This is a genomic window from Bacteriovorax sp. DB6_IX (assembly GCF_000447775.1).
Classification (GTDB): domain Bacteria; phylum Bdellovibrionota; class Bacteriovoracia; order Bacteriovoracales; family Bacteriovoracaceae; genus Halobacteriovorax_A.
The window spans coordinates 1-12633 of record NZ_AUNJ01000088.1; the positions used below are offsets into that span (position 1 = coordinate 1).

The 12633-nt window shown below is 37.9% G+C and carries 13 protein-coding genes and 1 pseudogene; 12 read left to right on the forward strand and 2 right to left on the reverse strand.

Annotated elements, in window-relative coordinates; translation table 11 throughout:
- The first annotated feature begins 275 nt into the window (after positions 1-275).
- From M901_RS02875 to M901_RS02905, 7 genes are all read left to right on the forward strand, one after another.
- Positions 276-1100: a hypothetical protein gene (locus M901_RS02875; RefSeq protein ID WP_021276672.1), complete on the forward strand. Its 825-nt coding sequence runs from the start codon at positions 276-278 to the stop codon at positions 1098-1100.
- A 185-nt stretch (positions 1101-1285) separates the two neighbouring features.
- A complete protein-coding gene (locus tag M901_RS02880; RefSeq protein ID WP_021276665.1) occupies positions 1286-2545 on the forward strand; it encodes a Glu/Leu/Phe/Val dehydrogenase in 1260 nt (419 codons plus the stop codon).
- Positions 2546-2600: 55 nt separating this feature from the next.
- Positions 2601-3014, forward strand: coding sequence for a hypothetical protein (locus M901_RS02885; protein WP_021276661.1), 414 nt, complete (start codon positions 2601-2603; stop codon positions 3012-3014).
- 91 nt (positions 3015-3105) lie between these two features.
- A complete protein-coding gene (locus M901_RS02890) occupies positions 3106-3624 on the forward strand; it encodes a hypothetical protein (protein ID WP_021276671.1) in 519 nt (172 codons plus the stop codon).
- A gap of 71 nt (positions 3625-3695) precedes the next feature.
- Positions 3696-4088, forward strand: coding sequence for a LexA family transcriptional regulator (locus M901_RS02895; protein WP_021276668.1), 393 nt, complete (start codon positions 3696-3698; stop codon positions 4086-4088).
- Between the two features lie 2 nt (positions 4089-4090).
- Positions 4091-5362, forward strand: a complete 1272-nt coding sequence (locus tag M901_RS02900; RefSeq protein ID WP_021276677.1) for a Y-family DNA polymerase — start codon at positions 4091-4093, stop codon at positions 5360-5362.
- Between the two features lie 185 nt (positions 5363-5547).
- Complete coding sequence (locus tag M901_RS02905; protein ID WP_021276663.1) at positions 5548-6855, forward strand: cytochrome-c peroxidase; 1308 nt, start codon at positions 5548-5550, stop codon at positions 6853-6855.
- A gap of 82 nt (positions 6856-6937) precedes the next feature.
- Here the strand turns inward: M901_RS02905 and pfkA are convergent, their stop codons facing one another.
- Together pfkA and gpmI are read right to left on the reverse strand one after the other, a co-directional pair.
- Positions 6938-7924 carry a 6-phosphofructokinase gene (gene pfkA, locus M901_RS02910; RefSeq protein ID WP_021276674.1) on the reverse strand — a complete coding sequence of 329 codons (987 nt, stop codon included), beginning with the start codon at positions 7922-7924 and terminating at the stop codon, positions 6938-6940.
- 8 nt (positions 7925-7932) lie between these two features.
- Positions 7933-9462 (reverse strand): 2,3-bisphosphoglycerate-independent phosphoglycerate mutase, encoded by a 1530-nt coding sequence (gene gpmI, locus M901_RS02915; protein ID WP_021276662.1) that lies wholly within the window; start codon positions 9460-9462, stop codon positions 7933-7935.
- 197 nt (positions 9463-9659) lie between these two features.
- On the opposite strand from gpmI, the gene M901_RS02920 reads away from it, so the two are divergent.
- From M901_RS02920 to M901_RS17715, 5 genes and pseudogenes are all read left to right on the forward strand, one after another.
- The gene (locus M901_RS02920; protein WP_157679785.1) at positions 9660-10334 is read left to right on the forward strand and encodes a hypothetical protein; all 675 of its coding nucleotides are present in this window, start codon (positions 9660-9662) and stop codon (positions 10332-10334) included.
- A gap of 121 nt (positions 10335-10455) precedes the next feature.
- Entirely contained in the window at positions 10456-10833 is a 378-nt protein-coding gene (locus tag M901_RS16140; protein WP_021276670.1) for an acyl-CoA dehydrogenase, N-terminal domain protein, read from the forward strand.
- Between the two features lie 95 nt (positions 10834-10928).
- A pseudogene (locus tag M901_RS17935) lies at positions 10929-12017 on the forward strand (acyl-CoA dehydrogenase family protein).
- A complete protein-coding gene (locus tag M901_RS02930; RefSeq protein ID WP_021276675.1) occupies positions 11984-12196 on the forward strand; it encodes an acyl-CoA dehydrogenase C-terminal domain-containing protein in 213 nt (70 codons plus the stop codon). The pseudogene M901_RS17935 and the gene M901_RS02930 overlap by 34 nt, the downstream one beginning before the upstream one ends.
- A gap of 137 nt (positions 12197-12333) precedes the next feature.
- On the forward strand, positions 12334-12510 hold the full coding sequence (locus tag M901_RS17715; RefSeq protein WP_198295328.1) for a hypothetical protein: 177 nt from the start codon (positions 12334-12336) through the stop codon (positions 12508-12510).
- Positions 12511-12633 lie beyond the last annotated feature (123 nt).

Sequence of the window (12633 nt, forward strand, 5' to 3'; positions counted from 1 at the left end):
ANGGACTGACGGCCAATGCTTTCCTTAAAGCCTTGAATTCACAGGCAAAAGGTAAGAAGCTTGATAAGAAGACTCAGGATGCTCTGAAGGAGCTTCTCGCAGAGACACGTGATATCGTAGATTTGTAGGAAATATATCCTCTTTAGACAGTAAACCTCATAAATTTGCTAAAATATAAGACGAAGCCCTTGTGCTTCGTCTTTTGCATTGTGGCATACCGATTGCAACTAAATTACTGAGAGAAACGACGATTTAAGTAATTTAGGGGACTTATTATGAAGGTTAAACTAAGTAAAAAATTTACACCATGTCTAAAGTTTTTACAGCTATGTATGGTTATGACAGTTGCAGGCAGTTGCCTTGCTGCTGAGAAGAACCTATTCAAGGCCTTCAATCCTAACTATAAGATTCAAACAAGAGGACCTCAGAGTCATATTCCAGATGTTGACTACGCTCCGGCACCGGAGAGGATTACTTATTGGTATGAAGGAATTCTAGTTGAAGATGATGCGGGTGTACTTCGTTCGATGCGCGGTGATTTTGAAGCATGGCAAGAAAGAGAAGATTATGTCAAAAACTGGAATTTAGAATCGACTGGTCTTTATTCAATTGTTTCCAGAGAAGCTAAAGTAAACTATTTCAATAAGAGAATCCTTAAGTATGTTGATAAACGTATTTCAGGTGAAGTTAAAAGAGCGGAAAGAGGCTCAGCGTTGGCCAATGTTGGACGCGCGCAAAAGGCCCTAAAGCCAAATACTAAAGTTAGTATCTCAAAGAATGTTAAACTAAAATTCAAGGCCCGTATTCTTCAGGGGACGGCCATTATGAGAGTTGTTAATCCTTATGTTGATTATAGGACGACTTATAGCTTCTCTGATGGTTTGAATATGAATATGAGAAAAGAGTTTAAGAATTATAGAGCGACTGCGAGCGTGGATTATAAGCCTCAAAATAAGAGCTACGTTACTAACTTTGATAAAGCTTTTACGGATACAATATCAGCTAGAATTTCTTCAAGTCAGTCTGACAACGCTGTTATCTTTTCAGAAGATTCTGATGCGAGAATTCAGTTCATGTACAGTAGTCCATTTAACTTTTAGTACGTAAGTAATAATTTAATATCATTCATAAATTTCCTTGAGACTCAGTGCTTCAATACTAAATTGAATCACTGGGTCTTTTTATGATTTTTCCCCCTATTTTTAATCTTGGCACTCTTGTTAAAATTGGAGTAGATTAGTTGCAATTTAATAACTGAAAATCCTAATTTTTTAAGGGAGCTAATATGAGCTTAATGGAAAGCCCACTCTATCAAGATGCAGTTAAGCAATTAGAGGAATCGGCGTCAATTATGGGACTAGACCCAAACATCATGGAACGTCTAAAGTACCCAAAGAGAGCACTCCAAGTAGCAGTACCAATTAGGCTAGATGACGGTACAGTAAAAACATTCCAAGGTTTTCGTGTTCAGCACAATATGACTTTAGGACCTGGTAAAGGTGGGATTCGTTTCCACCCAAAAGTAGACCTTTCTGAAACAGCTGGTCTTGCTATGCTTATGACTTTTAAGTGTGCCCTTGTTGGTCTTCCTCTTGGTGGAGCAAAAGGTGGTATCTCTGTTGATCCTTCTACACTTTCAAGACAAGAGCTTCAGGCCCTTACAAGAAGATACACGACTGAAATTAACATGATCGTTGGACCAAATATTGATATCCCTGCTCCAGATATTGGAACAGATGGACAGACTATGGCTTGGTTCATGGATACATATTCTCAACTTAAAGGTTACACTGTTCCAGGTGTTGTAACTGGTAAGCCAATTACTGTTGGTGGGTCTCTTGGACGTGCCGAAGCAACTGGTAAAGGTGTAGCATTCTGTGTGAATTTTGCTGCAGAAAAAATGGGAATGAAAATTGGAAGTAACACAACTGTTGCTATCCACGGTTTTGGTAAAGTAGGTGTTCCTGCTGCTGAAGATCTAAGAGATCAAGGTGCCAAAATTGTTGCTATCTCTGACGTATCAGGTGCTGTTTATAATAAAGACGGAATTGATATTGATAAGGCTTCTTCATTCACTAAAAGAGGTGGACTGCTTAAGGATCTACCTAATGTTGAGCACATCTCAAATGCTGAACTTTTAGCACTAGATGTAGATATCCTAATTCCTGCTGCAATCGATGGTGTTATCACTGAAGAAAATGCGGATACAGTAAAAGCTAAGATGATTGCTGAAGGTGCCAACGGACCACTGACAAAAGAAGCAATTGAAATTATCGCAAAGAAGGGAACATTTATTATCCCAGATATTCTTTGTAACGCTGGTGGTGTTATTGTTTCTTACTTTGAGTGGGTACAAGGACTACAGAACTTTTTCTGGGATCTTGACCAGATCAACAGTAAGCTTCACGACATCTTAAAAGATGCTTTTGAAAATGTTTACGAAGCTCATCAAGAGTATAAAGTAGATATGAAAAAAGCTGCTTTCATTGCTGCATTCAAGCGTCTAATGAGAGCTATGAGATACCGTGGATTATTCCCTGGTTAAAATTTTAATTTTAATATTTCTGACAACCCCTTCTATCTTTGCAAAACTCGAAAGAGTGCAAGAGGAAGGGGTTTCTGTTAAACGCTTTGGCTTCAAAGAAGTTTGTTCATCTTTTGGAGTGAAAGATCCCCTTATCGTTGAAAAGAAAGATCCGAAGACAATAGACTGCATGGGCAGAGAATTTAATATCTCTAAGTTTTGTCTTAATAAGTATGAGCTCGTCCATAACTATACGAAGGCCAGATTTGATGCTGTTGAGAAGAGAGTAAATTGTTACTTTGCTGAAACTGTTATTCTTTCACTTGAATGCGACAAGAAACATAATCACTATTGTATTAAACCAGATCATGGTTGTAAGAAAATGCAGAAAGACTTTGCTTTTGGTTTAGATTTTTCAAGATCACTACTCTTAGAAAAGATGCCGATGATTTTAAAATGCTTCTATTCTTCTAAGGCACCACTTCAATAATTGATTTTTTCTTTATTTCTCTCAAGTCATTCTAACGACTTAAAAAAAACGAAACTTATGACCTCTTGCTTTAGTTAGGGTGGAGGTTGATATGCACAAGCAAATGTATGCTCTTATTCCAAATGGAACAAACTCACATATTATGGAAATTTTTGGTTATTCTACAAAAGGAGTTCCCGGCCTTGAGATAGTTGGTTTAGGTAATAGAGGTAAATCTATTAAAGAAAAGTTTGTCTACTTGAATAAGAAATTGGGGTTGAAGTTGCCCCCTCGGCGTTTTGTTCTGTGTGTAGAGGACTCTATGATTTCTTCCTGTAAAGACGATCTCTATAGGTGGTTAGAGCTCCCATTTCTGATTATGTATTGGTCTATGGCAATGGTTCTTCCCATTCAGAATTTAGACAATTGTCTTTGCGGGGGAATGATTACGGCCCGTGGTAAGATAAACATGGGCCAGTTATCTTCTCTTTCTTTGGATGAACTTGAGGCCCATTTGGAAACAGGTTTAAAGCTAATTACTAGCGACTTTTCTCATTTTGGACCGGACAAAGTTATTCCTCTAAGAGAGATTATTGGAAGGGATGACCTTATTTTACCTAGCTCAGCTTAATAAAATAAGCTACTTATCACTTATTGTTATTTTATCTTGTGCGTAAGTTATGCGTAAGTTATAATGACTTTATGGAAAGTCTTAGCAAACCTATTTTTCAAGCTAATTGTGGTCTCTTTGGCATCTCTGATGACTATATTGAAAAGTATCAGTCATTGGATGAGAGATTCATAAAAAATAAGTCGTCGACATTCTTCTTTGAGGCCACTGGTGACTCTATGGAGCCAGTGGTCTTCCCTGGTGATGTTCTCATTGTTGATAGATCAGTAAACTGGACACAGGGAAAGATTGTGATTGCCTATCTTGATGGACAGTTTTTTTGTAAGAGACTTTTGAAGTCGCCGAAAGGAATTATCTTGAGATCAGAGAATAAGTTACATCGCGATATTCTTGTGACTGAAGAGATGGACTTTCTTGTTTGGGGTGTCGTTGTCGCACAGGCAAGGGATCTCAGAGGACATTAGTAATGAAGCCGATCTATGCCCTTATTGACTGCAATTCTTTCTTTTGTAGTTGTGAGAGATTGTTTCGACCAGACTTAAACCATCGACCAGTTGGAGTTCTTTCAAATAATGATGGCTGCTTTGTATCTAGAACAAACGAACTTAAGGCCCTTGGAGTAAAAATGGGAGATCCTTATTTTAAAGTTAAGGATCTTTGTCAGAAAAATAATGTTGCTGTTTTTTCATCAAACTTTTCTTTATACACGAATATCTCTGACAGGGTGATGAGTGTCCTCTCTAGCTTTGCCCCAGAAATGGAAGTCTATTCTGTGGATGAAGCATTCTTAAACCTTGCTGGACTTGATGTTGATCTTAATAAGTATGCAAGAGAGATAAAAGAAACCGTTTTTAAATGGACTGGAATACCTGTCAGTGTAGGGATTGGGCCGACTAAGACACTTGCTAAAATTGCTAATAATTTGGGAAAGAAATCTCAAAAGGCTCAAGGGGTTGTCGTTCTCATGAATGAAGACCATCAAAATATTGCTCTTGAAAGGACCGAGATTGGTGATATTTGGGGAATTGGTAGGAAGAACTCTTTAAAGCTAAGAGGGTTAGGAATAAGAAATGCATTACAGTTTAAAAACTATAAGAATGAAAAAAATATTCAAAAGATATTCACTAAACTCGGAAGAATGACTCAAGACGAGTTGAGGGGAATACCCTGTTTTGAGTTGAACACAGTTATTGAAAAGAAGAAAGAAATTCTTTGCTCGAGAAGTTTTGGAAGTCCTGTCGCAAATCTTCAGGGCTTAAGAGAGTCTATTGCAAACTATGCGACAAGTGCTTGTGAGAAAATGAGAAAGCAGGAGAGTGCTTGTGCTGTAATTGAAGTCTTTTGTCATAGCGATCCTTATAAAGTCGGTGAGCAAATGTTTTATGGGCGAGAAAGCTATAAGTTCTTAACTCCAACAATGGATACAAGAAGAGTTATCAAATATGCTTGGAAGGTTCTCGACGACCTATTTCGAATGGGAGTCCTTTATAAGAAAGCTGGGATTCGTTTAAGCTCCCTCGCTGACAATGAGCAGTTACAGGCTTCCCTTTTTGGTGAGTCTGACGATATCAAGTCTCTAAAATTAATGAGAGTAATTGATCAAGTTAATGCTAGAGAAGGGGCAAATACACTCCGATCCATGGCCTGCGGGGTTGATAATGATACCTGGAAAATGAGAAGAGACCATCTTTCCCCACGTTTTACTTCTGGCTGGAGTAATCTTCCAAAATGTTTTTAAAAAAAAGTGTTGACATGTATGGCTTTTAAAATTAAAGTTTGATCAACCAAACACCCTGGGTGTTTAAGACATTATGACAAAAATCATACTGTCTGAAGGTTAACAAAAGATGACATTTCTTGAAGGTTTATAATGTGCATCCTATTATTTAGTTTAGACAAAATCTGAACAAGTAGGCGGAACACATGACTAAATTCTTCTTGATGACTCTTATCGTTTCCATTCTAATTTGCCCGCAGGAGGGGTTTGCAAAGACTCCTTCTGCATCTTTAAGAGATAGTGAATTAGATAAAACTTTAAGTGAATATATAACTAAGTTTAACTTTTCATCACCAGTCAGGGATAATTCAAAAAAATTGCCCTTGTATGAATTAGGTAGAGAGCTATTCTTTTCTACTAAACTATCCCTGGCCGGTGATATATCTTGTGCTCATTGCCATCACCCGACAAGGGGAACAGGCGACAACCTTCCATTAGCATTAGGTACAGGAGCTGAAGGTGATATTACTTTTAGAACTCAAGGTAGCGCTGGAGTCACTAAGAGAAATTCACCAGCCCTGTGGAATAGATCTCTAAAGAGCGTTAAGTTCTTATTCTGGGATGGTCGTGTTTCATTTGATAAAAAAGAAAATTATGTCACAACACCAAGTGATCTTTTAACAGGTAAAGATCCTATCTTGGCAGACGTTGCAAAAGAAATGATAAATGCAGCCGCAGCGCAAGCACTTTTTCCACCTACAAGTAGCCTAGAGATGAAGGGGCCAGAGCTCGATGGAGAAAGCCATGATGTCATGTGGAATGCTATTTTAGAAAATATTTTATCTGAAGAAAACCTAAGAGCATTCTTTCAAATGGCTTACCCTGGAATTACTGAATACAATATAGGACACGTCGGTAAGGCCATTTCACACTTTGAAGAAATTGAATTCTTTGTTAACGATACTCCTTGGGATGATTATCTCAATGGTAGTGTACAGGCCTTAACTCCAGAGGAGAAAAAAGGTGCCATCGTATTTATGGACAAAGCACGCTGTGCTGAATGTCACTCAGGTGAGAGGTTCTCTGATAATTCATTTGAGAATATCTTAATTGCAGATATCGGAGTTGGTAAAACTCAGAATGATGAAGGTCGCTTTGAAGTGACTGGTAAGGAAGAGGATAAGTATCGTTTCTTAACTCCTGGGCTTAGAAATATTTCTCAAACTGCACCATATATGCACAATGGAATTTTTGCGACTCTAGAAGAAGTTATTGATCACTATGATCATCCAATGAGAACTTTGATGCATTTTAATCCTGAAAAGCTGAATGAAAAGTTTGGAAAATTCTATAACGAAAAATTCACAAGGGACTGGGATAGAGAGAAGGTGAGGGCACAGTTCAATAACCGCTCTGAAAGACTTGCCATGAACCTGAGGCTAACAGAGGAAGAGAAAAACAACCTCCTCCTTTTCCTAAAAAACTCACTAACTAGTAAAAACTTAAATAAATAAACGAAGTACCAGTATCTTTTTCTTATGAGAGTTGCGTTAAATGACACATGACTCATAAGGAAAAGATACTGGTACCTTGCGATTAGATTGAGAGGGTTTTTACTATGTCTAGGAATTCGGGGTCTGTGTTGAATTTCTTTCCTAGGCATTCTTCGAATGGTACTGCGAGGATTTTTCCCTTTCTTTGAGCCGTGACAATGGCCTTTTCTCCACGACAAAGCGATTCAACTGCAATGTAGCCCATTTGGCTAGCTAGGAAGCGATCGTGGGCAGTAGGATTTCCTCCGCGTTGTATATGTCCAAGAATACAAACTCTAGAGTCTATTCCGTGTTTATTGAGAAGCTCATCTTTAACTCGATGACTTAGTCCTTCTTTTTCACCTTCAGCAGCGATAATAATTGAAGAACCCTTTCCTCTTTTTATTCCTCTTTTGATATCGGCAGCGATTTGATCGTAGTTAATCTCATCTTTTGTCGGAAGAATAATATTCTCGGCCCCTGTGCAAAGACCAACATGCAGTGCAATTTCAGGAGATTTTCTTCCCATAACTTCTACAACAAAAGTTCTGTCGTGAGAGTGTGCCGTATCTCTAATCTTGTCGACTGCTTCAACAGCTGTCTGTACAGCAGTGTTAAATCCAATCGAGTAGTCTGTTCCTTCTATATCATTATCAATTGTTCCCGGAATACCAGCCACAAGAACACCATGTTCTTTATGCAATTCCCAGGCACCATTAAATGATCCATTTCCACCGATAACGATAAGTGCATCGATACCCTTTCTTTTCAGGATATGAGCTGCTTCTGTTCTAATCTCTGGTTGATGAAACTCCGGACAACGTGAGGTCTGTAAAATCGTACCACCATGTTGAAGAATATTTCCAACACTTGAGGCATCCATCTTTTTAACATTACCTTCGAGTAAGCCTGCATATCCTCTTTGGATTCCATAAACATCAAGTCCATTTCCAATGGCCGTTCTTACAACAGAGCGGATCGCACAATTCATTCCAGGGCTATCACCACCACTACATAAAACTGCAACTGATTTAATTTTAGATTCAGACATAGTTATTCCTATTCAAAAATATTCTTTCCAACAAAAGTTGGAGGATTTTCAATACCCATAGTATAGAGTGCCGTCGGAGAAACATCCATTAAAGAGTGATCTCCATTTGTCACTGTAAATTCTTTATCCTGAAGAGATCTATGAATGACACAAAATGGAACAGGTGCTCCCGTGTGAGCAGTGTGAGGAGTTCCATCCTTATGTACCATTTGATCACTATTTCCGTGATCCGCAGTTATTAGAACAGTCACATTTTCTTCAAGGCACTTTTCAACAAGCTTACCAACACAAGAGTCTAAGGCTTCGATTGCTTTTACAGCAGCTTCATATTTTCCAGTATGACCGACCATGTCCGAGTTCGCAAAGTTAACGACCATAAAGTCGTAATCAGATTGAACTGCATTAAGTAGTTTTTCTGTTACCTCTGGAGCACTCATTTGAGGCTTGAGGTCATATGTCGCAACATCTTTAGGTGATGGAATGAGAATGTGCTCCTCATTTGGAAAAGTTTTCTTCTCACCGCCATTGAAGAAGAAAGTGACGTGAGCATATTTCTCCGTTTCAGCAATCTTTAATTGTTTCTTCCCAAGAGAGGAAAGATATTCAGTCATTCCACCTGTTACTTTTTCTTTATCAAAGAGAATCGGTAGCTCAACTTCATCAGTAACATACGGAGTCATACAAAGATAGTAAGGTGGGATAAAGTCTCTTTCAAACTCATTAAATTCAGGTTGATTAAAAGCAAGGGCCAGTTGAATTGCTCTATCTGGTCTGAAGTTAATAAAGAAAATACAGTCACCTTCTTGAATGGCTGCATTTTTATAAAAGAGGTTTGGAGTAATGAACTCATCAAAACGACCTTGAGCATATTCTTCATCCATATAGGTCAAGTGATCGATCTCTTTAACTTGTCCTTTTCCTGTGAACATATCGTATGCAGACTTAATTCTTTCCCAACGACGATCTCTGTCCATTCCAATTGATCGTCCTTGCATTGATGCAAAGGTAAAGCCCGGTTCTTTTTTCAACTCTTCTATGTACTTCTTTCCAATATCTGGTGCCGTGTCTCTTCCATCCATGAAAGCATGAAAGAAAATATCAAGATCCATATTTTTTGAGAGAATTGAAATTGTTTCCTTTATATGATCAATATGAGAGTGAACTCCACCGTCTGAAAGTAGTCCCATGATATGAATTCTCTTAGTATTCTTTTTTGCTGCTTCGACAAGTTCATTGAGTTTGGGCATATCCTTATATGTTTTATTATCAATGGCCTCATTAATTCTGACGAGGTCTTGACGAACTGGGCGACCGGCACCAAGGTTCATGTGGCCTACTTCTGAATTTCCAGATACTCCCTTTGGGAGACCGACAAGAACACCACCGGCCTGTATTGTTGTGAAGGGATAACTTTTGAAATAAGAGTCAAGCATTGGTGTCTTGGCATCTCTAATTGCATTCTTTTCTTCATTTTCGTTAATTCCGAACCCATCTAGAATCATCAGCAGGGCGCGATTTGATATATTCTTAATACTCATATGTACCTCATTCATTACCTATTATAGCCGTGGTTTCCACAATCTATACCGTATAGATATTAACGTACTGTCCATAAATTAGACAGTTCTAATGCTATTTTTGGCCAAATGTCGCACAAAACTTGGCACGAGACTTGTATATAAATAAGGCAATTAGATTTATGTTTACAGTTTTTAAGAGAAACGGGGATATTTGTATGAAAAGAAAAAAAGTATTGAGTTTTATTATGATGGGTCTATTGGCCTTCTCACTTGCTTCTTGTGGAAGTGATAACAAGTCTGGTGGAGACAGTTCAACAAGTGGTACACAAGAATCAAATACGGGATCATCAGGGACACCTGGCTCGGTAGTCAATGCGGATGATTTAATTAGTAACATAAGAAATAGAAATTTTTCAGAAGCTTCAAATCCTGGAATGTATCGCTTCCAAAAGAAGAGTGGTTTCATCAATTCAAGTTGTTGGTTTGGTGACTATAAAGGAAATGAAGATGATTATATTGGAATCAGACTACTTGGGTCTGATGGATCAATTCAAAGAACTGTCGATATGTTAATGTGTGGTTCTGATAGAGTAACATTTACTTTTGATCAAGATGCATCTCATGGAAATAATATTGGAGAGCTTGCAAATTATCTAGCCGACAGAGTACAAGATGCGAAAAACCAACACTCAAGTTATAATGTCAGACTAAAGAAGGTGGTTAATGGTTATCTACAAAACTATGTAGCACCAGATCAAGATTGTTATGGTAATTCATACTGCGAAACAATTAAGACAACTGACTCAAAAATTTGGGATGTCTACTATGATGGTGGTTGGAAAAGAATTGACTTAAATCAAGCACTTATCAAGCAGCCAGTTCTAAGATAGAAAGAAAAAGAAAATACTTGAATAGAGAGCACGGGTAATCCCGTGCTTTTTTTGTTTTTCCTGCGCTAAACTCATTTTTCTTATATAATGGATAAGTATTCAATTAAATAAGGAAAAAGATATGGCTAAGTACAAAACAGATTTAAAAGATGTTTATTTTAATCTCTTTAAAACTTGTAAGATTCAAGATGAAGCGCAAGAGTTAGGTTACGGTGAAGCTGAACTGAAAGACATTGTTGAACAATTCGACAAGTTTGTTGAAAACGAAGTGTATCCAACACGTGTTCCAGGTGATGAGGAAGGTGTGAAAATGGTGGATGGGAATGTCAAAGTTCCTGAATGCTTTGGGCCGGCCAATCAGAAGTTTTATGAGAATGGCTGGTTTGCTCTTGGATACCCTGAAGAAGTCGGTGGGATGCCTGCTCCTCACGCACTAAAATTGCTTGTTATTCTATGGCCATTGGAGCCAACGTTTCTTGGTCAATGTATTACGGATTAACTCAAGGTGCGATGAATGTAATTTTAAAAGTTGGATCGCAAGAGCAGAAAGATCTCTATGTACCAAAAATGATGGAAGGTTCATGGGGTGGAACAATGTGTTTGACTGAAGCTGGAGCCGGGTCTGATGTTGGTAATGCAAAGACTACTGCAAAACCACTAGATAATGGACAATATGCTATTTCTGGGACAAAGATTTTCATCTCTTCTGGAGAGAGTGATCTTTACGAAAACAATATCCATTTGGTGCTTGCTAGAACTCCAGGATCACCTGAGGGGACGAAGGGGCTTTCTCTATTCATTGTTCCTCGATTCAAAATTAATGAAGATGGTTCAAATGGTGAGTCTAATAACGTTAGATGTACGAAACTTGAAGAGAAGATGGGACTTCATGGTCAAGCGACATGTGAGCTAACTTTTGGTCAAGATGGTGAATGTGTTGGAGAGCTAATTGGAAAAGAGCACGAAGGTATTGTTAATATGTTCATTATGATGAACGAAGCAAGACTCCTGTGTGGTTTACAAGGAGAGTCTCAGGCGAACCTTGTCTATATGCTAACTGAGCAGTATGCGAAAGAGAGAAGCCAGTTTGGAACTGAAATTATTAATCTTCCAGATGTAAAGAGAATGCTTCTAAAAATGAGATCAACAGCTCGTGGTTTAAGAGCTCTTTGTCTTTATACAGGAAACTTATTTGATAAAGCAGAAAAAGGTGATGAGCAAGCAGAGAAGGAAATTGCTCTTTTTACACCAATACTGTAAATACATATTGTTCAGACGAAAGCGTTTGTCAATTTCTATCAGATGCTATCCAAACTACACGGTGGATACGGATATTGTACGGAGTACGGTATTGAGCAATTCACAAGAGATTCTAAAATTGCAGCAATTTATGAAGGAACAAATGGGATTCAAGCAATCGACTTTGTAATGAGGAAGATCTTAAAAGATAGAGGAGCGACATTCTTCTCTGTTGGTAAAAAGATTCAGGAAACAATGCAAAGAGAAGAGGCTAAACAATTTCCTCATGAAGTTTCAATGATTGGTAAATCAATGGAGATGAGTGAGAAGGTTCTTGCTAAGTTTGGTGAGATGCTGGCCAAGAAAAATGATATGGGTGTTCTTGCTCATGCGACAGATTTCCAAAACTATTGTGGAAACCTTGTCATTCATGGCTTCTATTAGAACATGCGTGTTTAGCCTCAGAAGAATTAAAGAATGCTGCTAGTGAAGACGATAAGAAATTTTACCAATCTAAGATTGATGATTTTAAAGTCTTCTGTCAGTACCAGTTAACAAGAAATATTGGTTTGGCGCACTCTGTTCTTAACTTTGATGAGGATTTAACTAAGATTAGAGTTTAATTAGGGCATTATTGTGGATATGGATAGCTTATTTAATTTTATAGATTCATTTAATGCTGATACGCATGGATCTAGCGACTACTATAAAGATACTGTCTTTGTTGTGAAGGATGGAACTTTCGCCCCATTGTTCTTTTTTGAAGAAGAAAGTTGAGGGGTTCTCAGAAGATTTTCTGGTAAAGAAGGGCTATATTTATGACTCTCTTGAATTGATCGGTGATGATCAATTTGGCGAGTGGTATGAAAAGCAATTTTCGAGAAAGTTAAAAAGAATCACATGCAAAGAAAACATTATTTCTTCATTTACCAGATAATAAGATGATTTTTGATGCTATCGAAACTGTTAATAACAGTTACGAGGTATTAAGAAGTCAGAAGATTCTTTTTAATGGAAAGAAATTACCTGTTCAGTTAGGTGAATGGTATGCCAAATGTAT